At 58.3% G+C, this 20,528-nt stretch carries 18 protein-coding genes; 13 read left to right on the forward strand and 5 right to left on the reverse strand.

Going from position 1 to position 20,528, the window contains the following annotated elements; genetic code table 11:
- Position 1 precedes the first annotated feature (1 nt).
- The 7 genes from ACSVHP_RS18970 to ACSVHP_RS19000 all read left to right on the forward strand — a co-directional run bounded on the left by ACSVHP_RS18970 (position 2) and on the right by ACSVHP_RS19000 (position 5,720).
- The gene (locus ACSVHP_RS18970; protein ID WP_447552706.1) at positions 2 to 376 is read left to right on the forward strand and encodes a YcfL family protein; all 375 of its coding nucleotides are present in this window, start codon (positions 2 to 4) and stop codon (positions 374 to 376) included.
- A gap of 13 nt (positions 377 to 389) precedes the next feature.
- Positions 390 to 1,040, forward strand: coding sequence for a penicillin-binding protein activator LpoB (gene lpoB / locus ACSVHP_RS18975; protein WP_447552716.1), 651 nt, complete (start codon positions 390 to 392; stop codon positions 1,038 to 1,040).
- The gene (gene thiK, locus ACSVHP_RS18980; RefSeq protein WP_447552707.1) at positions 1,021 to 1,845 is read left to right on the forward strand and encodes a thiamine kinase; all 825 of its coding nucleotides are present in this window, start codon (positions 1,021 to 1,023) and stop codon (positions 1,843 to 1,845) included. The genes lpoB and thiK overlap by 20 nt, the downstream gene beginning before the upstream one ends.
- An 11-nt stretch (positions 1,846 to 1,856) precedes the next feature.
- Entirely contained in the window at positions 1,857 to 2,882 is a 1,026-nt protein-coding gene (gene nagZ, locus ACSVHP_RS18985; protein ID WP_417313909.1) for a beta-N-acetylhexosaminidase, read from the forward strand.
- A 34-nt stretch (positions 2,883 to 2,916) separates the two neighbouring features.
- The gene (gene ycfP, locus ACSVHP_RS18990) at positions 2,917 to 3,459 is read left to right on the forward strand and encodes an alpha/beta hydrolase YcfP (RefSeq protein ID WP_234673565.1); all 543 of its coding nucleotides are present in this window, start codon (positions 2,917 to 2,919) and stop codon (positions 3,457 to 3,459) included.
- Positions 3,460 to 3,696: 237 nt separating this feature from the next.
- Entirely contained in the window at positions 3,697 to 5,001 is a 1,305-nt protein-coding gene (locus ACSVHP_RS18995) for an NAD(P)/FAD-dependent oxidoreductase (protein ID WP_234673566.1), read from the forward strand.
- 179 nt (positions 5,002 to 5,180) lie between these two features.
- The gene (locus ACSVHP_RS19000) at positions 5,181 to 5,720 is read left to right on the forward strand and encodes a glycine zipper 2TM domain-containing protein (RefSeq protein WP_234673567.1); all 540 of its coding nucleotides are present in this window, start codon (positions 5,181 to 5,183) and stop codon (positions 5,718 to 5,720) included.
- 84 nt (positions 5,721 to 5,804) lie between these two features.
- Here ACSVHP_RS19000 and ACSVHP_RS19005 read toward each other — a convergent pair whose 3' ends face one another.
- Both ACSVHP_RS19005 and ACSVHP_RS19010 read right to left on the reverse strand, forming a co-directional pair.
- Positions 5,805 to 8,000: a TonB-dependent siderophore receptor gene (locus tag ACSVHP_RS19005; RefSeq protein ID WP_447552708.1), complete on the reverse strand. Its 2,196-nt coding sequence runs from the start codon at positions 7,998 to 8,000 to the stop codon at positions 5,805 to 5,807.
- Positions 8,001 to 8,188: 188 nt separating this feature from the next.
- Positions 8,189 to 8,824 (reverse strand): TetR/AcrR family transcriptional regulator, encoded by a 636-nt coding sequence (locus ACSVHP_RS19010; protein WP_447552709.1) that lies wholly within the window; start codon positions 8,822 to 8,824, stop codon positions 8,189 to 8,191.
- Positions 8,825 to 9,068: 244 nt separating this feature from the next.
- Between ACSVHP_RS19010 and bhsA the strand changes: the two genes are divergently transcribed.
- Positions 9,069 to 9,326, forward strand: a complete 258-nt coding sequence (bhsA, locus tag ACSVHP_RS19015; RefSeq protein ID WP_447552710.1) for a multiple stress resistance protein BhsA — start codon at positions 9,069 to 9,071, stop codon at positions 9,324 to 9,326.
- An 83-nt stretch (positions 9,327 to 9,409) separates the two neighbouring features.
- Here the strand turns inward: bhsA and ldtC are convergent, their stop codons facing one another.
- The 3 genes from ldtC to ACSVHP_RS19030 form a co-directional block, all read right to left on the reverse strand.
- Positions 9,410 to 10,375, reverse strand: a complete 966-nt coding sequence (gene ldtC / locus ACSVHP_RS19020; protein WP_447552711.1) for a L,D-transpeptidase LdtC — start codon at positions 10,373 to 10,375, stop codon at positions 9,410 to 9,412.
- A gap of 147 nt (positions 10,376 to 10,522) precedes the next feature.
- On the reverse strand, positions 10,523 to 13,969 hold the full coding sequence (gene mfd, locus ACSVHP_RS19025; RefSeq protein WP_447552712.1) for a transcription-repair coupling factor: 3,447 nt from the start codon (positions 13,967 to 13,969) through the stop codon (positions 10,523 to 10,525).
- Positions 13,970 to 14,114: 145 nt separating this feature from the next.
- Positions 14,115 to 15,188 (reverse strand): acyltransferase family protein, encoded by a 1,074-nt coding sequence (locus ACSVHP_RS19030; protein WP_447552713.1) that lies wholly within the window; start codon positions 15,186 to 15,188, stop codon positions 14,115 to 14,117.
- A gap of 257 nt (positions 15,189 to 15,445) precedes the next feature.
- On the opposite strand from ACSVHP_RS19030, the gene lolC reads away from it, so the two are divergent.
- Genes lolC through cobB form a run of 5 tightly spaced genes read left to right on the forward strand, consistent with a single transcriptional unit; the run spans position 15,446 to position 20,384 of the window.
- Positions 15,446 to 16,645: a lipoprotein-releasing ABC transporter permease subunit LolC gene (gene lolC, locus ACSVHP_RS19035; protein WP_234673574.1), complete on the forward strand. Its 1,200-nt coding sequence runs from the start codon at positions 15,446 to 15,448 to the stop codon at positions 16,643 to 16,645.
- Positions 16,638 to 17,339: a lipoprotein-releasing ABC transporter ATP-binding protein LolD gene (gene lolD / locus ACSVHP_RS19040; protein ID WP_447552714.1), complete on the forward strand. Its 702-nt coding sequence runs from the start codon at positions 16,638 to 16,640 to the stop codon at positions 17,337 to 17,339. Before lolC ends, lolD begins: the two co-directional genes overlap by 8 nt.
- Positions 17,339 to 18,583 (forward strand): lipoprotein-releasing ABC transporter permease subunit LolE, encoded by a 1,245-nt coding sequence (gene lolE, locus ACSVHP_RS19045; RefSeq protein WP_417314713.1) that lies wholly within the window; start codon positions 17,339 to 17,341, stop codon positions 18,581 to 18,583. The genes lolD and lolE overlap by 1 nt, the downstream gene beginning before the upstream one ends.
- 53 nt (positions 18,584 to 18,636) lie before the next feature.
- Positions 18,637 to 19,548 carry an N-acetylglucosamine kinase gene (nagK, locus tag ACSVHP_RS19050; RefSeq protein ID WP_447552715.1) on the forward strand — a complete coding sequence of 304 codons (912 nt, stop codon included), beginning with the start codon at positions 18,637 to 18,639 and terminating at the stop codon, positions 19,546 to 19,548.
- A 14-nt stretch (positions 19,549 to 19,562) separates the two neighbouring features.
- Positions 19,563 to 20,384 carry a Sir2 family NAD+-dependent deacetylase gene (cobB, locus tag ACSVHP_RS19055; protein WP_234673578.1) on the forward strand — a complete coding sequence of 274 codons (822 nt, stop codon included), beginning with the start codon at positions 19,563 to 19,565 and terminating at the stop codon, positions 20,382 to 20,384.
- Positions 20,385 to 20,528: the final 144 nt, after the last annotated feature.

Here is a 20,528-nt window from a genome sequence, read left to right on the forward strand (position 1 = left end):
CATGCTTAGAGGGCGTTTTGCTGCGCTTGTAATGGTGCTGGTGCTCGCGGGATGCAGTGCGCGTCCGGCGATCCCGGTCAGTGACGAACAGACGCTGGTGATGGAATCCTCCGCTCTGGCCGCAGGGATTACGGCAGAACCACCTTCGTTGACGATGAGTGAAATTCAGGCTTCCGCGTCCTCCAGGCTTTATAACGAAAGAAATGAACCAGTAACGGTGAACTATCGTTTCTACTGGTATGACGTCAGAGGCCTTGAAATGCATCCACTGGAAGCGACGCGCACGGTGACCATTCCGGCAAGGGCGTCGGTCACGCTGTACGGCAGCGCGAACCAACTGGGTGCTCATAAGGTGAGACTGTATCTTTATCTTTAAGGGGTGATCCTTGATTAAAAATATGAGCCGCTATGCGCTCCTGAGCGTTTTCGCACTCGTTCTTGCCGGGTGTGTGACCCTCACGGAAGAACCAGCGCCTGTCGATCAGGCCAAACCGGGTACGGAACAACCTGCCCAGCCAACGCCTGAGCAGCCGGTGCCGGTCGTTCCATCGGTGCCGAGTATTCCGACGCAGCCTGGCCCGATTGTGAATCCGGATGCCACGGCGCAGCCTGCACCGCGCGTTCGTCATTACGACTGGAACGGTGCAATGCAGCCGATGGTGGGCAAAATGTTGCAGGCGCAAGGCGTCACGCCGGGCAGCGTGCTGCTGGTGGACAGCGTCAACAACCGCACTAACGGTTCGTTAAATGCGGGTGAAGCAACGGAAACCCTGCGCAATGCGCTCGCCAACAACGGCAAGTTCACGCTGGTTTCCTCGCAGCAGCTGTCCGTGGCGAAGCAACAGCTTGGCCTGTCGCCGCAGGATAGCCTCGGTTCCCGCAGCAAGGCGATGGGGATTGCCCGTAACGTTGGCGCACAGTACGTGCTGTACTCTAACGCCACCGGGAATGTGAACACGCCAGCGCTGCAAATGCAGCTGATGCTGGTGCAGACGGGCGAAATTATCTGGTCAGGTAAAGGTGCCGTTTCGCAACAGTAACGGTACGCGTGACGCGATCCTGTCACGCTATTTCCCGCAGTACCGCCTTCTCGCGCCGCAGGCCCCTTCCGGGCTTGGCGGCGCGAGTTGCATTATTGAGCAGGGCGAGCACCGGCTGGTGCTGCGCCAGCACCACGACAGCACTGCGCCATCCTCCCACTTCCGCCGCCAGTTTCGCGCGCTCAGGCGTCTTCCCGCCGATATCGTTCCTAAACCCTGTTTCTTTATGCAGGGCTGGATGGCGGTCGCGTTTGTTGCGGGTGAGATCAAATCCGGGCTGCCGGAGCCTGCCGTGCTCGCGGACATGCTGTATCATCTGCACCGGCAGCGGCGGCTGGGCTGGCGGGTAACGCTGTTGCCGCTGCTCGAACAGTACTGGCAGCAGGCATCCCCCTCACGGCGAACGCCGTTCTGGCTCAGGCAGCTCAAAACGCTTCGCAAAACGGGGGAGCCGCAGCCGCTACGGCTGGCACCGCTGCATATGGATGTCCATGCCGGGAATATCGTTCACACAGCAAATGGGCCACGGCTCATCGACTGGGAATATGCCGGAGATGGGGATGTGGCGCTTGAGCTGGCGGCGGTCTGGACGCCGGATGACGCCACGCGCATGCAGCTGATCCGCGCCTATGCCACAAGGTCGAAGATGGATAACACCGTGCTTGCGCGTCAGGTCCGGCGCTGGCGGCCCTGGGTACTTATGCTGATGGCGGGCTGGTTTGAAATGCGCTTTCAGCAGTCAAATGACAAACATTTTATCGCGCTGGCAGATGACGTCTGGCGCCAGTTACAAACTAAAGGATAAGAGAGGTTCGTGTGGGTCCGGTTATGTTGGATGTGGAAGGTTTTGAACTGGATGCGGAGGAGCGCGAGATCCTGGCGCACCCGCTGGTGGGCGGCCTGATCCTGTTTACGCGCAACTATCACGACCCGGCGCAGCTGCGCGAGCTGGTGCGCCAGATCCGCGCCGCGTCGCGTAATCATCTGGTGGTGGCGGTAGATCAGGAAGGCGGTCGCGTACAGCGCTTCCGCGACGGTTTCACCCGCCTGCCTGCGGCGCAGTCTTTTGCTGCACTGCTGAGTACGGAAGAGGGCGGCAGGCTTGCGCAGGACGCAGGCTGGCTGATGGCCAGCGAAATGATTGCGATGGATATTGATATCAGCTTCGCGCCGGTGCTGGACGTGGGGCATATCAGTGCCGCCATCGGCGAGCGCTCGTATCATGAGGATCCGCGTATCGCGCTGGGCATGGCAACGCGCTTTATCGACGGGATGCACGACGCGGGCATGAAAACCACCGGCAAGCACTTCCCGGGACACGGCGCGGTGACGGCGGATTCACACAAAGAAACGCCGCGCGACCCGCGCCCTGAGGCGGAGATCCGCGCCAAAGACATGTCGGTCTTCCGCTCGCTGATTACCGATAACAAACTCGACGCCATCATGCCTGCCCACGTAATTTACAGCGACGTTGATCCGCGCCCGGCAAGCGGCTCTCCGCACTGGCTGAAAACCGTGCTGCGTCAGGAGTTAGGCTTTAACGGCGTGATCTTCTCTGATGATTTGTCGATGGAAGGGGCGGCGATCATGGGCAGCTACGCCGAGCGCGGTCAGGCTTCGCTGGATGCGGGTTGCGATATGATCCTGGTCTGCAATAATCGTAAAGGTGCGGTCAGCGTGCTGGATAACCTGTCGCCGATCAATGCTGAGCGTGTTACACAATTGTATCATAAAGGTTCATTTAGCCGTCAGGAGCTGATGGGCTCCACGCGCTGGAAGACGGTCAATGCAGAGCTTGAGGCGCTGAACGAGCGCTGGCTGGCACATAAAGCAGGCCTTTAATTCCTCCCGAAAGGCGTAACCTGGTGAGAAGACAATGATCATCTATTTACACGGTTTTGACTCAAACAGCCCTGGTAACCATGAGAAGGTGCTGCAATTGCAGTTTATCGATCCGGATGTCCGGCTGATTAGCTACAGCACGCGCCATCCGAAGCATGACATGCAGCATCTGCTCAAAGAGGTGGACAAGATGTTGCAGCTCAACGTCGACGATCGTCCGCTGATTTGCGGCGTGGGACTGGGCGGATACTGGGCTGAACGCATCGGATTTTTGTGTGATATTCGCCAGGTGGTGTTCAACCCGAACCTGTTCCCCCATGAGAATATGGAAGGCAAGATCGACCGCCCGGAAGAGTACGCGGATATCGCCACCAAATGCGTGAGTAACTTCCGTGAAAAGAATCGCGATCGCTGTCTGGTCATCCTGTCGCGTAACGACGAAGCGCTGAACAGCGATCGTGCTGCCGATTTGTTACATCATTACTACGAAATCGTCTGGGACGAAGAGCAGGGCCACAAGTTCAAGAACATCTCTCCCCACCTGCAACGCATCAAAGCCTTTAAAACGCTGGGCTGATGCCCACTGGTGAACCTCTCAGGCCCGGCGGCGTCAGCTTGCCGGGCTTTCTTTTTGCTAAAGTTGTACAAATATCCATCATCAAAACTTGATGCACATCAATTTTGGTATGACCAATGCGCCGCGCGTGCTATTCTCAATACACCTGAATGGTTTCAGTGCTGTAACCTGTTGTTAAATAAGGGTTATTGTTATAACTTTTAATTAACAATTGGTTAATAATTTGAGGGGGTCACGTTGACTACACCATTGAAAAAGATAGTGATTGTAGGCGGTGGTGCTGGCGGGCTGGAGCTGGCGACACAGTTGGGTAAAAAGCTGGGTCGCGGCAAAAAAGCCAAAATTACGCTGGTCGATCGTAACCACAGCCACCTGTGGAAACCGCTGCTGCACGAAGTGGCAACCGGTTCGCTGGATGAGGGCGTGGATGCGCTGAGCTATCTGGCCCACGCGCGTAATCACCACTTCCAGTTCCAGCTGGGTTCCGTGATGGATATTAACCGCGAAAGCAAAACCATTACTCTGGCAGAGCTGCGTGACGACAAAGGCGAGCTGCTGGTGCCGGAGCGCAAGCTGCCGTACGACACGCTAGTGATGGCGCTCGGCAGTACGTCGAACGATTTCAACACGCCGGGCGTGAAGGAAAACTGCATCTTCCTGGATAACCCGCACCAGGCGCGTCGTTTCCATCAGGAGATGCTGAACCAGTTCCTGAAATACTCCAGCAACCTGGGCGCAAACGGCAAGGTTAACATCGCGATTGTGGGCGGCGGGGCGACGGGCGTTGAGCTGTCAGCCGAGCTGCACAACGCGGTTAAACAGCTGCACAGCTACGGCTATAAAGGGCTGACCAGCGAAGCGCTGAACGTGACGCTGGTGGAAGCGGGCGAGCGTATTCTGCCTGCGCTGCCGCCGCGTATTTCCGGTGCGGCGCACAATGAGCTAACCAAGCTGGGCGTTCGCGTTCTGACCCAGACGATGGTGACCAGCGCCGACGAAGGCGGTCTGCATACCAAAGATGGCGAGTACATTAAGGCCGATCTGATGGTCTGGGCGGCAGGGATCAAAGCGCCTGATTTCATGAAAGATATCGGCGGCCTGGAAACGAACCGTATCAACCAGCTGGTGACCGAGCCGACACTGCAAACGACCCGCGATCCGGATATCTACGCGATTGGCGACTGCGCCTCCTGCGCACGTCCGGAAGGGGGCTTCGTACCGCCGCGCGCTCAGGCCGCGCACCAGATGGCGAGCCTCGTGCTGCACAACATTCTGGCGCAGCGCAAGGGCAAACCAATGAAAGCCTACGTCTATAAAGACCACGGTTCACTGGTATCGCTCTCTAACTACTCCACCGTGGGCAGCCTGATGGGTAACCTGATGCGCGGATCCATGATGGTAGAAGGGCGTATCGCCCGCTTCGTGTACATCTCCCTGTACCGTATGCACCAGATTGCGCTGCACGGCTACTTCAAAACCGGCCTGATGATGCTGGTGGGCCGTATTAACCGCGTGATCCGTCCTCGCCTCAAACTGCACTAATCCTCTTACCCCTCCGGTTTCCGGAGGGGTTTTTAGCATATCATGCTGTGATTCCCTCCCTGACTGCTTAAGAGTTCTCTTAAACAGGCTTAATGCTCGGTTTTTGATCCTTTATCTGATTGGCGGCGGCACTTCTGCATTGCAAAATTGTTACCAATGGCAACAAAGGAGGAAGTCCCGTGAATAAATCAATGTTGGCGGGTATAGGGATTGGCGTTGCAGCCGCGTTAGGCGTGGCGGCAGTAGCCAGTCTGAACGTGCTTGACCGCGGCCCGCAGTATGCGCAGGTTATTTCAGCTACCCCGATTAAAGAGTCCGTTAAAACGCCCCGGAAGGAGTGCCGTAACGTGGCGGTGACGCATCGCCGTCCGGTGCAGGATGAAAACCGTATCGCCGGTTCCGTTCTGGGCGCGGTAGCGGGTGGCGTGATTGGTCATCAGTTTGGCGGTGGCCGGGGTAAAGACGTCGCGACCGTTGTCGGTGCGCTGGGCGGCGGCTATGCAGGCAACCAGGTGCAGGGCGCGATGCAGGACAACGATACCTACACCACGACCCAGCAGCGCTGCAAAACCGTCTACGACAAGTCAGAAAAAATGCTCGGCTACGACGTAACCTACAAGATTGGCGATCAGCAGGGCAAAATCCGCATGGATAAAGACCCCGGCACGCAGATCCCGCTGGACGGGAACGGTCAGTTGGTCTTAAACAATAAAGTGTAAAACCACGTTTAAAAACAGAGCGTAAAAAAGATGTTCTCTTGATTTAGCTCCTCACGCGCTCAGGCTGAGGAGCTTTTTTTGTCCTTAGAACGTCAGCGCGTAGTTCAGGCCAAAGGTACGCCCGCGCCCTTTGTACTCATACAGCGCGGCGTTGCCGTAGGTTGGGCTATACAGCAGCGGCGCGCGCTGGCCCCAGACGGTGGTGTACTGCTTGTCCAGCAGGTTCTCGATGCTGAACGACAGTTTGCCGAGCGGGAGCTGATAGCTGCCGAGGAAATCCACGGTGTTGTAGCCATCCAGCCTGTTGCCCGCCGCATCGGTCAGGTCGAAGGTTTGCTGCGTCTGGATCCGCAGGGACCACGGCTCCGGCGCCCAGCCCACGTAGGCGGTGGCTTTCGACGGCGAGGCCTGGGTGACGTCCCATTTCTCCCATGAACCGTTGGTATTAATCTCCGACTTCAGCACGTTGAAATTACCCCCCAGGCTCCACTCGCTTTCAGGGATAAAGTAATCCACCGCGCCTTCCACGCCATAGATGCGGCGCTTCTGCGGGTTCACGTCGATCGTCATGTCGCTGCGGTTGATATCGATGGATTTGTCAGAGAGCGAGTAATAGGCCGCAATCTGGGTGCGCAGGCTGTCGCCGGTGTAGCGCCAGCCCAGCTCGTAGGAATCGACCTTGATACCTTCAAGCTTCGCGTCGTTCGGGTTCACGCTTTTGATCAGCGCAAGATGGCCCTGCGCATCAGCCGCCCTGTAGGAACCATTGCCGTAATATTTGCCCGGATCCGGCAGCTCAACGCCCTGCGAGAAGTTAAACCATGCCTGCTGGCGCTCGGTGATGTGCGCGAGGATCCCGGCGTTAAACAGCACGTTGTCATAATCGGTTTTGCCGCCGGGGATCGCGTCCGCCGAGGTGGCTTTGCCGTTGGCGATAGCCTGCTGCTGGGTATATCCCACGAAATCATCAACGCGGTTTTCGGTCCACTGGTAGCGCACGCCGCCGCTCAGGGTGAAGACGTCGTTGATGTCATAGCTGTTTTGCAGGAACGGGGCGAAGTTAGTGATGCTGTAGCCCGGATAACGCCCGGTAGAGTAGATGGAACGGTTATTCATCCCGCCCGACGGAACGGAATTCGCCAGGTCAAAGAACATCTGGTTGGAGTCGAAGGTTTCGTGATCGGCATCCAGACCCCAGGTCACCTGCCAGCCGTCGAGCGGCGTGCTGTTAAGGGTGACTTTGGCGCCGTACTGATCGGTATTTTGCTCAGAGGCGGCGAAGCTGGTGACGTTTTTATTTCTATCCACCGTCGGGAAGGGGTAGAAGCGCAGGGATTCGTCGCGATAGTAAATCTGCCCGACCAGCTCCTGTCCCCAGAAATCGGTATCGGAATATTGCAGGCTGACCAGATGGCGCTCGGTGCCCGGAATACGATCCGAACTAAAGCCGCTGCGGGTGCGGGCCGTGCCGCTGCCGGTCACCGCGCTCATGTTTTTATCCAGATAAAGCCCGTAGTCGTCGTCGCCCTGGCTTTTGTAATACTGGGTCACCACCTGAAGCTGGCGGGTAGCGTCGATCTCAATCGTGCCGGTGCCCATCACGTCCAGGCGATCCGAGTGCTGCAGTCCCGTCTGGGTATTGTCGAAGGTGAGGGCATCCCCGTTGCCGTCATACCAGCCGCCGAAACGCTGATACGCCACGGAAAGACGCCCGGAGGCGTTATCGTTGCCGCCGCTGACGGCTGCCGCCACGCGCTCGTCATGGTCGTCGCTATTGTTAAAGCCGGTTTTACTACCTAGCTCCAGATCGACCTGAGTTTCAGGCTGGCCTTTTTTGGTAACGATGTTAATCAGCCCCCCGGTACTGCCGCCGCCGTAGAGGGCGGTTGAGCCGGAAATGACCTCGATATGTTCGATGTTAAAGGGGTCGATGGCGTCGAGCTGGCGGCTGTCGGTACGTGAGGAGTTCAGGCGCACCCCGTCAATGAGCACCACAATCGCGCGGCCGCGCATGTTCATCCCGTAGTTGGTTCGCCCCTGGCTGCTGACATCCATGCCGGGAATTAACTGCCCGAGAATATCCTTGAACTCTTTGCCGCCCTGAACCTGCTGTTCAATTTCACGGCCTTCAATGATCCATGTGGTCTGCGCCATTTCCGCCACGGTGCGGTGGCTGCGGTTAGCGCTGACAATCAGGTTCTCTTCATTGGTTTGTTCGGCGTAAAGCGGCATCGCGATCGCGAGCAGCACAGGGTTGAGCACCCAGAGGCTCTTCTTCATCATCATTCCTTATTGAGCTATAGCTCTTTTTATTAGCAGGTATTGGTAAACAGAAAAACGCAAATGCGAATAATGAAGAGAATAAATCGCATTATCAACCTCATAAAAATGAGGGGGTTATGCGGCTAAAAAGGAGTGAGAAAAGAGGGGGATAAGAAACAGAAAGGGCGGCGAACCGCCCTCAGGGATCAGGCTTTGATAAGTTCTGGCCACAGGCGCAGCGTGGTGCGCGTAATGCCCTGTAGCTTTTCGAGGCTCGCGCCTTCACGAGCGCTGATCGACATCCCTTGCAGGATGCAGCTCAGATACTGCGACAGCGCCTGCGGGTGGCAGTGCGCGGGAAGTTCCCCGCGACGCTGACGCTCGGTCAGAAACGTACAAAGCGTTTCTTCCTGCATGGCGTGGCGCGACTTCACGGTATTGGCGATCTCTTTCGACGAGGCCGCCAGCGTCGCGGAGGTGTTAATCATAAAGCAGCCCGCCGGGGTGTCTTTACTGGTGAAGCAGGTGGCGACGGCGGTGAAGTAGTCCTGCAACGCCTGTTCTACCGTTTTCTCTTCGCAGAAAAGCTGCGCTTCGTGTTTCGCCGCGAAGCGCGAGATGTACCTGTCCAGCACCGCTCTGAACAGCCCCTCTTTATTGGTGAATTCAGCGTACAGCGTCGGTGCTTTTGCCCCTGTGGCCTCCACTAAATCGGAGAGCGAGGTGGCTTCATACCCGTGCTGCCAGAAGAGCGTCATGGCCTTATCGAGCGCCGCATCCCTGTCGAACACTTTTGGTCGGCCACGGCTTTTCTTAGCGCAACTCGTTACGTCAGTTGTCATGTGCCGTTGGTCCTCTGTTGGTTTGTTGAATGACCATTATAAAAATAATAGCCAGTGACCACCAGCGCAGATTAGTTAAAAATAAATTAATCATATGGGTATGAAAAATAAGGGGTTTAAAATTAACTTAACGGTCGTTATAAAAAGATGTTGACGCGTGACCTGGATCACATTTATTATTTACCTATCGATCGTTAAGTAAATAACTAACGACCCCCAAATCATCTGCCTAAAGGTATAAATCATGAAAAACGTAAAAATCCTCATCGCTGCTGCCGTTCTTAGCTCAATGTCTTTCGCAAGCTTCGCGGCTGTTGAAGTTCAGTCGACGCCTGCCGATCAGCATAAAGTCGGCACTATCTCTGCCACCGCAGGCACTAACCTGAGTTCTCTGGAAGATCAGCTGGCGCAAAAAGCTGACGAAATGGGCGCGAAATCTTTCCGCATCACCTCTGTGACCGGTCCAAACACCCTTCACGGTACCGCGGTAATTTACAAATAAGCCCTGCATAAACCCTCATTTATGTATGCCACTGCTATAAAAAAAGGCCCCGCATCGCTGCGGGGCCTTTTTTATGCGGGTAGTTACAGGGACTGCTGAGGCATGTCCTGATGGCGGGTCACGTCGACCGGCATTCCTGAACGCGCTTCCATCGCGCGCGCCATCACCTCGCCGTTGGTCGCGGCATTCGTTTTAAAGCTCACCATCTGCGCGCTCAGGCTAATCGGCAGAACCTGCGGATCGTCACCGATGTTTTTCGATAACGGCTGGTGAACCTCCACCAGACGCGTGCCGCCCGGCTCCTCAGACACCTTAATCGGCGTGTTGATAATGTTCACCTTAGTGCCTGGCGTAATCACGCTGTACAGGGTTTTGATGTCGTCATCGCGAAGACGAATACAGCCCGAGCTGACGCGCATCCCGATGCCGAAATCCGCGTTGGTGCCGTGCAGCAGGTAGACGCCACCGTAGGCGGCGAGGCGGATAGCGTGGTGCCCCATCGGGTTATCCGGCCCCGCGGGGACGACGGCTGGCAGCTCAATGCCCTGGGCTTTATACCGGGCGCGGATATTGGCCGTTGGCGTCCAGGTCGGATTGGCGCGCTTGTCCGACACGGTGGTCACCATCGTTGGCGTCAGCGTGTCGCCGCCCAGCTGACCGATGCCAATCGGGTAAACCGTTACTTCGTTTTTGCCCGGCGGATAGTAGTACAGGCGCAGCTCGGCAAGGTTAATCACAATCCCCTCGCGCGGCGCGTCCGGGAGCAGCGTTTGCAGCGGAATGGTCAACACGCTGCCCGCGCGGGGAACGTAGGGGTCAACGCCGGGGTTAGCCTGCAACAGCGCCAGGAAACCGACGTTATATTTTTTGGCAATCGCTTCCAGAGAGCCGCCGTTGTCTTCCACCACGTGGAAGCGGTTTTCACCCACCAGACGGCTGCCGGCAGGGGGAAGGGGCCAGGTGTTCGCCCGGGCGGGAAGCGCCAGCGCCACCGTGGCCGCAAGGGCAAACAGCGCGATCCAGCGGGTAAAACGCGAAGAGGTCATCATCACCATAATCCATATAAATGATAAGGTTATTGTTATTTAACCGGTTAGCGATAATTATGGTGAATGGTTGTGTCGGGAAATCCAGGCGGATTGCAAGAGTTTGTAAATTGTTTCCCCGGCAGCAAGGATACTGCCGGGGAGAGGGGGTTACGCGACGGCGTTCTCTTCAAGCTGGCGCATAAAGTTACGCACCCACTCCATGCGGGTTTTGCGCTCGGTCAGCTCCTGGGTGAACTTAAGCCGCGTCGGCCCGTCCAGACGGTAGTGCTGCGGCTGCTTTTGCAGCAGGCCAATCAGCCACATCGGGTCGACGTGATTCTTCTCGGTAAACTCAACCATGCCGCCTTTTTCGTTACTTTCAAGCTTGCGGATCCCCAGCTTCTGCGCCTGCTGGCGCAGTCGGGCGATATCGAGCAGGTTTCGCGCCGCGTCCGGCAGCAGGCCAAAGCGGTCGATCAGCTCCACTTTGATCTCTTCCAGCTCGTTCTCGCTTTTCGCGCTGGCGATGCGCTTGTAGAACGACAGGCGGGTGTTCACGTCCGGGATAAAATCGTCCGGCAGCAGGGACGGCATACGCAGTTCGACCTCGGTCTGCTGGCTGCTTAAATCTTCCAGCGACGGCTCACGTCCGGCCTTTAGCGCGTCCACGGCGTTCTCCAGCAGCTCCATGTACAGCGAGAAGCCGATGGTTTCCATCGAGCCGCTCTGGTCTTCGCCGAGCAGCTCACCGGCGCCGCGGATCTCCAGATCGTGGGTTGCCAGCGCAAAGCCCGCGCCCAGATCTTCCAGCGAGGCAATCGCCTCCAGACGTTTTTGCGCGTCGGTGGTCATGGCCTTCGGATGCGGGGTCAGCAGCCAGGCGTAGGCCTGATGGTGTGAACGCCCGACGCGCCCGCGCAGCTGGTGAAGCTGCGCCAGGCCGAAGTGATCCGCCCGTTCGATGATAATGGTGTTCGCGGTGGGGATGTCGATCCCGGTTTCGATGATGGTGGTACACACCAGCACGTTAAAGCGCTGGTGGTGGAAATCATTCATCACCCGCTCCAGCTCGCGCTCGCGCATCTGCCCGTGGCCGATGGCGATACGCGCCTCCGGCACCAGCTCCGCCAGCCTGTCCGCCGCTTTCTGGATGTTTTCAACGTCGTTATAGAGATAGTAAACCTGCCCGCCGCGCAACACTTCACGCAGAATCGCCTCGCGCACCACCAGGTTATCGTACTCCCGCACGAAGGTTTTCACCGCCAGACGGCGCGCCGGAGGGGTGGCAATAATCGACAGGTCGCGCATGCCGCTCATCGCCATGTTGAGCGTGCGCGGGATTGGGGTGGCGGTCAGGGTCAGAATATCGACGTCCGAGCGCATCGCCTTGATACGCTCTTTATGACGCACGCCGAAGCGGTGCTCTTCATCGACGATCAGCAGGCCGAGGTCTTTCCACTTCACGTCGCTTTGCAGCAGCTTGTGGGTGCCGATCAGGATATCGATCTTGCCCTCGCTCGCCTGCTCCAGAATTTGCGTCTGCTCTTTGGCACTGCGAAAACGCGACAGCATCTCGACGCGCACCGGCCAGTTGGCGAAGCGGTCGCGGAAGTTATCATAGTGCTGCTGGGCGAGCAGGGTGGTCGGCACCAGCACCGCCACCTGCTTGTTGTTCTCGACGGCGAGGAAGGCGGCGCGCATCGCCACTTCGGTTTTACCGAAGCCCACGTCACCGCACACCAGCCTGTCCATCGCCAGCGGCTGGCACATGTCACTTAATACCGCGTTGATGGCCTGGGCCTGATCCGGCGTGGTTTCAAACGGGAAGCTGTCGCAGAACAGCTGATACTGCTCTTTATCGTGCTTAAAGGCGTAGCCTTTTTTCGCCGCGCGCTGGGCGTAAATATCCAGCAGCTCGGCCGCCACATCGCGCACTTTCTCCGCCGCTTTCTGGCGCGCGCGCGACCAGGCGTCGCTGCCCAGCTTGTGCAGCGGCGCGTTCTCTTCCGCGCCCCCGGCGTAGCGGCTGATGAGATGCAGCGACGATACCGGTACGTAAAGCTTGGCGTCGTTGGCGTAGGACAGCATCAGGTATTCGGCCTTAATGCCGCCCGCTTCGAGGGTGGTCATCCCCTGATAGCGCCCGACCCCGTGCTCAAGGTGCACAATCGGCTGGCCCGGATGCAGCTCGGCCAGGTTGCGGATCAGCGTATCCGGGTTGATGGTGCGGCGGCTGTCCTGACGACGACGCGCGACGCGCTCGCCCAGCAGGTCGCTTTCACAAACCAGCGCCAGGTTGTTAATCGTATCGATAAAGCCATGTTCGGCTGCGCCGATCATCAGGTAGCGCCCGCTACCGCTGGCTTCGCTCAGACGCAAAATGCGCTTTGGTGCCACCTTAATGCGCCCGAGCAGCTCGCCCAGCGCTTCACGGCGGCCTTCGCTCTCGACGGAGAAAATCACCGGTCCGGTAAAGGATTCGAGGAACTTGCGCAGGTTATCCAGCGGCGATTTCTGCTGCGCCTGAACCGACAGATCCGGCAGCGTCTTAAACGCGAGGTTGGTATTGGCGGCCTTGTCGGCAAGGGTATCGGTTTTGAGCTGAATGCGCGGCCAGCGCTTCAGCTCGCTGTTAAGCTCGTCGGTGCGCAGCCACAGCTGTTCGGGCGGCAGCAGAGGGCGCATCGGATCCACGCCGCGATTTTCATAGCGCGCGCGGGTTTCGCTCTCGAAACGGCTGGCGCTGGCGTCGATATCCCCGGTGTTCACAACCAGCGTATTGGCCGGGAAATAGCTAAACAGCGCGGGCAGCGGCTCGTTAAAGAACAGCGGCTGCCAGTATTCGATCCCGGCAGGCAGGGTGCCTTTACTGACCTGCTGGTAAATGTGTTCGGCATCGCGCTTCACGTCGAACTTATCGCGCCACTGGCTGCGGAACAGCTCGATGGCGGTTTTGTCCGTCGGAAATTCATGGGCAGGCAGCAGGTTGATGGAGTCAACCTCTTCCAGGGTGCGCTGGGAATCCGGGTCGAACACGCGCAGGCTGTCGATCTCATCATCGAAGAAATCCAGACGATACGGCTGCTCGCTGCCCATCGGATAGAGGTCGAGCAGCGCGCCGCGCGTGGCGTACTCGCCGTGCTCCATCACCTGATCCACGTGACGATACCCGGCGCTGTCGAGCTGCGCGCGCAGGGCGTCGCGGGACAGGCGCTGGCCCTTTTTCATCACCAGCGCATGACCGTGCAGATAGCTGTGCGGGCAGACGCGCTGCATCAGGGTATTCACCGGCACGATCAGCACGCCGCGCTGCATGGTCGGCAGCTGATAGAGCGTGGACAGGCGCGAGGAGATAATTTCCTGATGCGGCGAGAAGCTGTCGTAGGGCAGGGTTTCCCAGTCCGCCAGGCTGAACACCAGGCTGTCGGTAAACTGGCGAATTTCATCGTGCAGGCGCAGGGCGTTTTGCATATCCTGGGCAACCAGTACCACCGGGCCAGGGTGTCGCTCTGCGATATCGGCCACCAGCGTGGCGCACGCCGCGCCCGTGAGTTCACCCAGCTGGCGCTGGTCGCCCGCTTTGCCGGGCAGGGAATAACGGTAGTGTTCAGGCATGGCTTAGTCAGAGTCTCTTAATCGGTATACCCAGTATTGGGGCATATCACTGATACGCAATGTCTTTATTATCCGCGATCGTTTTGTATTAGCAAATCGTAACCGCACGGAGGGGAAACTCGCCCTGTAAAGGGCGAGCTAAATCTTAGCGCGAGGCCTGAGCGGCGGGCAGGCGAGCGGGCGGGGAGAAGAACAGATCGCCAAACAGGGCGGTGGAGACCTTGCGTACGCCCAGCCCGAACAGCGTGCAGAGCAGCAGGCTGGCAAACGGGTAAACGAGGATAAGCACAAGCTCGGCCCAGACCGGCCAGTAGGCGGCATTCATTTCGCCAATTAGGAACAGGCTAAAGGCCTCGATTAAAATTCGGTGGGTAGTGTAAATGGCGATGGTGTTAGAGCCAATCACGTTCAGCAGGTTATCGGCGCTCAGCGAGTAGCGCTGCTCAACGCTGTAAAAGAGCTTCATGATCAGCAAAATCGACAGCAGCGAGAGCAGCAGCGGCACGTTGGCAAACCACAGCACCACCGACACCGCGCCAAAAGCGGCAATCGCCAGCCAGCGGCGGCGCAGCACCATTCCCTTCATCCACGCCATCAGCTCTGCGCCGTACCAGGCGCCGAGGCTGTAGTAAATCATGTTGCGCACCACGCTGTTCATGCCCCACCAGGGCAGCGGCAGGAAGTTAATGGCGACGCTCGCCAGCGCAAGCAGCCCCAGCACCGGCAGCTTCCAGCGGCTCAGCAGTTTGCACAGCGTGAAGTAAACCACCAGCGCGTACAGATACCAGAGGCTGGTGCTGGCGGTGAGCATACCCAGAATAAAGTGCGGCACCGAATCGGCGTACGCCGCGTTCGACGAGGTGGCAAGCTCGCGGTCGGGAGCCAGCCAGACATTCAGGTGGCTCAACGCCTGCCATTGCAGCACGCCCCACAGCGCCAGCACCCAGACAATGCTCCAGATACGTTTATCCAGGCTGGTGCGCCAGTCCACTTCGTCGATGTAGCGGCGGATCAAATAGCCCGAGATAAAGAAAAATACCGGCATCCGAAACGGCGCGAGGTAGAGATTAAAATAGACCCAGCATTTGGCGAGAAGGCCGGAAAGCGGGTGCTGAAGCCCGGTCAGGTGCGGATAAAAGGTGATAACCGAATGATAAATCACCACCAGACAGATGCATAATCCCTTTATCTGGTTAATCCATAATGCTTTTTGTTTCATCGGAAGCCGATACCTGTTTTGCCATAAACGAACCTGCGATCCTGATCGAAGGGGACGGCGATGTAATGGGTAAGAGTCTGTATCAGGACGATTTTCAGAAAAGGTGGAGGCCGCCGCAGAGAGCATCGGCAAGTAGCATCCTGATTTATCTGAATTTTTCGGAAAAATGATTACCAAAGCTTACGGTTTCAGTCATTTACGCTTAGCGGATTCGCTTATATACTCGTGGGTCTGCTATCAGCAAACAGACGGATTTCATGTATCAACCTGTCGCACTTTTCATAGGCTTACGTTACATGCGTGGGCGCGCCGCGGACCGCTTCGGTCGCTTTGTCTCCTGGCTTTCGACTATTGGCATTACGCTTGGCGTGATGGCACTGGTGACGGTTCTTTCCGTGATGAACGGCTTCGAGCGCGAGCTGCAAAACAACATCCTGGGGCTGATGCCGCAGGCCGTCCTTTCCTCGTCTAACGGCTCCGTTAACCCGCAGCAGCTGCCCGAAAGCGCCGCGAAGTTACAGGGCGTCACGCGCGTTGCGCCGTTAACCACCGGTGACGTGGTGCTGCAAAGCGCCCGCAGCGTGGCGGTGGGCGTCATGCTGGGTATCGACCCGGCGCAAAACGATCCGCTGACGCCTTATCTGGTGAACGTTAAACAGACCGATCTGGCACCGGGCCAGTACAACGTGATCCTCGGCGAACAGCTTGCCGGGCAGCTTGGCGTCAACCGTGGCGACCAGCTGCGCGTGATGGTGCCTTCCGCCAGCCAGTTTACCCCGATGGGGCGTCTGCCGAGCCAGCGCCTGTTCAACGTGATCGGCACCTTTGCCGCGAACAGCGAAGTCGACGGCTATCAGATGCTGGTGAACATTCAGGACGCCTCGCGCCTGATGCGCTATCCGGCGGGCAATATCACCGGCTGGCGTCTGTGGCTCGACGCGCCGCTGAAGGTGGACACCCTCAGCCAGCAAAAACTTCCCGAAGGCACAAAATGGCAGGACTGGCGCGACCGTAAAGGCGAGCTGTTCCAGGCCGTGCGCATGGAAAAGAACATGATGGGGCTGCTGCTGAGCCTGATCGTGGCGGTCGCCGCTTTCAACATCATCACCTCGCTGGGGCTGATGGTGATGGAGAAGCAGGGCGAAGTGGCCATTCTGCAAACCCAGGGGCTGACGCCGCGCCAGATCATGGCGGTGTTTATGGTCCAGGGGGCCAGCGCCGGGATCATCGGTGCGCTGCTGGGCGCGGTACTAGGCGCGCTGCTTGCCAGCCAGTTAAACAATTTAATGCCGATTATCGGGGCACTGCTTGACGGCGCGGCGCTGCCGGTCGCTATCGAACCGCTCCAGGTGATTGGTATTGCGCTGGCCGCGATGGCCATTGCGCTGCTTTCTACGCTTTATCCTTCCTGGCGCGCTGCCGCCACTCAACCCGCTGAGGCTTTACGTTATGAATAAGATCCTGTTGCAATGCGACAACCTGTCCAAACGCTATCAGGAAGGCTCGGTGCAGACTGACGTGCTGCACAATGTCAGCTTTAGCGTGGGTGAAGGCGAGATGATGGCGATTGTCGGCAGCTCCGGCTCCGGTAAAAGTACCCTGCTGCACCTGCTGGGCGGGCTGGATACGCCGAGCGAAGGGGATGTGATTTTTTCCGGTCAGCCGTTAAGCAAAATGTCCTCGACGGCAAAAGCCGAGCTGCGTAACCGCGAGCTGGGCTTTATCTACCAGTTCCACCACCTGCTGCCGGATTTCACGGCGCTGGAAAACGTCGCCATGCCGCTGCTGATTGGCAAAAAGAAACCGGCGGAAATTAACGCCCGTGCGGAGGCGATGCTGAAAGCGGTGGGTCTCGGGCATCGCGGCAGCCACCGTCCGTCCGAACTGTCCGGCGGCGAGCGCCAGCGCGTGGCGATCGCCCGTGCGCTGGTGAATAACCCGCGTCTGGTGCTGGCGGATGAACCCACCGGTAACCTCGATGCGCGCAACGCCGACAGCATCTTCCAGCTTCTTGGCGAGCTGAATGCCTCACAGGGCACGGCATTCCTGGTGGTGACGCACGATCTGCAACTGGCAAAACGCATGGGACGCCAGCTTGAGATGCGCGATGGTCATCTCAACGCCGAGCTGACGCTGATGGGAGCGGAGTAATGGCTTCACCGTTATCGTTACTCATTGGTTTACGCTTTAGCCGGGGCCGTCGCCGCAGCGGCATGGTCTCGCTCATCTCGGTTATCTCCACCGTGGGGATCGCGCTGGGCGTGGCGGTGCTGATTGTGGGCTTAAGCGCCATGAACGGCTTTGAGCGCGAGCTGAATAACCGCATTCTGGCGGTGGTGCCGCACGGCGAAATCGAGCCGGTGAATCAGCCGTGGACGAACTGGAACGACGCGCTCAATAAAGTGGAAAAGGTGCCGGGCATTGCCGCCGCCGCACCGTATATCAACTTTACCGGGCTGGTGGAGAGCGGGGTGAACCTGCGCGCCATTCAGGTGAAAGGAGTCGATCCGCAGCAGGAATCGCGCCTGAGCGCCCTGCCGAAATACGTGCAGAACGGCGCGTGGGAGAGCTTTAAGCCCGGCGAGCAGCAAATCATTATCGGCAAAGGGGTCGCGGATGCGCTGAAGGTGAAGCAGGGCGACTGGGTGTCGATCATGATCCCGAACGCCAGCGCTGACCACAAATTGCAGCAGCCGAAACGCGTGCGTCTGCACGTCACCGGCATACTCCAGCTGAGCGGCCAGCTCGATCACAGCTTCGCAATGGTGCCGCTGGACGACGCGCGTCAGTATCTCGACATGGGCGAGAGCGTGACGGGCATCGCCATCAAGGTCAACGACGTTTTCAACGCCAACAAGCTGGTGCGTGACGCGGGCAGCGTGACCAACAACTATGTCTACATCAAGAGCTGGATTGGCACCTACGGCTATATGTACCGCGACATTCAGATGATCCGCGCGATTATGTATCTGGCGATGGTGCTGGTGATTGGCGTCGCCTGTTTCAATATCGTGTCGACGCTTGTGATGGCGGTAAAAGACAAGAGCGGCGACATCGCCGTGCTGCGCACCCTCGGGGCTAAAGACGGTCTTATTCGCGCCATCTTCGTCTGGTACGGTCTGCTGGCCGGGCTGTTTGGCAGCCTGTGCGGCGTAGTGATAGGCGTGGTGGTGTCGCTCCAGCTGACGCCAATTATTAACGGAATTGAAAAGCTCATCGGCCATCAGTTCCTGTCGGGTGATATCTATTTTATTGACTTCCTGCCGTCTGAACTGCACTGGCTGGACGTTATTTATGTGCTGGTTACAGCACTTTTACTGAGTCTGCTGGCAAGCTGGTATCCGGCGCGTCGCGCAAGCCGAATCGATCCGGCGAGGGTACTAAGTGGCCAGTAATTACGTCACGATCTAGCGGCTTTCGGGCCGCCAGGTCGAAAGAGGAATGCGTTATGTATTATGGATTTGATATTGGCGGCACCAAAATTGCGCTCGGCGTATTTGATGAAAATCTCAAATTGCAGTGGGAAACCCGCGTTCCCACGCCGTGCGACGGCTACGACGAATTTTTAGCGGCCATTGCCGCGCTGGTGGCGCAGGCCGATGCGCGCTTTGGCGTTAAGGGCACGGTAGGGATCGGCATTCCGGGGATGCCCGAAACCGACGACGGCACGCTGTACGCCGCCAACGTGCCCGCCGCCAGCGGGAAACCGCTGCGCGCCGACCTTTCTGCTCTCCTTGAACGCGACGTGCGTTTAGACAACGACGCCAACTGTTTTGCCCTCTCCGAAGCCTGGGACGATGAATTTCGCCAGTATCCACTGGTGATGGGGCTGATCCTCGGCACGGGCGTTGGCGGGGGGATTGTGGTTAACGGCAAGCCGATTACCGGGCGCAGCTATATTACCGGCGAGTTCGGCCACATCCGTCTGCCGGTTGATGCCCTTGAGGTTGTCGGGCGTGATTTTCCCCTGACGCGCTGCGGCTGCGGCCAGCACGGCTGTATCGAAAACTACCTCTCCGGCCGCGGGTTTGCGTGGCTATACGAACACTTCTATCATCAGAAACTTGAGGCCCCGCAGATCATTACGCTGTGGGAGCAGGGCGATAAACAGGCGCGAGAGCACGTTACGCGTTACCTGGATTTGCTGGCGGTGTGTCTGGGGAATATCCTGACTATCGTTGACCCCGATTTGCTGGTGATAGGGGGCGGATTATCAAACTTTACTGCGATTACGGAACAGCTGTCCGGGCGTTTGCCCCGACATTTATTGCCGGTCGCCCGCGTGCCGCGCATTGAACGCGCGCGTCACGGGGACGCAGGAGGAATGCGCGGAGCCGCCTTCCTTCATCTTACCGATTAGTCTACGAGGTTCTTATGCTGTCGCGTCGCCAGGGTCGACTCAGCCGTTTTCGTAAAAACAAACGCCGTTTGCGCGAGCGGTTGCGCCAGCGGATCTTTTTCAGAGACAGAATCATGCCAGAAGCGATGGATAAACCCAGAGTAGTGGTACTGACCGGGGCGGGGATCTCCGCCGAGTCCGGCATTCGTACCTTCCGTGCCGCAGACGGCCTGTGGGAGGAGCACCGCGTCGAAGACGTGGCGACGCCGGAAGGCTTCGCCCGCGACCCCGAACTGGTGCAGGAATTCTATAACGCCCGCCGCAGACAGCTTCAGCAGCCGGAGGTCGCACCCAATGCGGCCCATCTGGCGCTGGCGCGGCTTGAAGAGGCGCTGGGGGATCGTTTTATGCTGGTCACCCAGAACATCGACAACCTGCACGAACGCGCCGGGAACCACAACGTTCTTCACATGCACGGCGAGCTGTTAAAAGTGCGCTGCGCCACAAGCGGCCAGGTGCTGGACTGGACGGACGACGTGCAGCCGGACGATCGCTGTCACTGCTGCCAGTTCCCGTCCCGACTGCGCCCGCACGTGGTGTGGTTTGGTGAAATGCCGCTCGGCATGGACCATATCTACAGCGCGCTGGCGATGGCGGACGTGTTTATCGCCATCGGCACGTCGGGCCATGTTTACCCCGCAGCAGGGTTTGTACACGAAGCGCGGCTGCACGGGGCGCACACGGTTGAGCTAAACCTTGAGCCGAGCCAGGTGGGCAGCGAATTTGAAGAGAAGCATTACGGGCTGGCGAGCGAAGTGGTGCCGGAGTTTGTGGACAAGCTGCTGAAAGGGCTGTAGTGCGGTGACATGCCGGGTGGCGCTGCGCTTACCCGGCCTACGTATTGTTACAGCGATTCGATTGTAAACAGAGACATAAATCTTACAGCGGCACCCTGGTCCGGCTGTAAATCGCCGAAGCGTTTCCGTAATGCCGGGGCGAGG

It is taken from the genome of Enterobacter sp. 186315, from assembly GCF_053290175.1.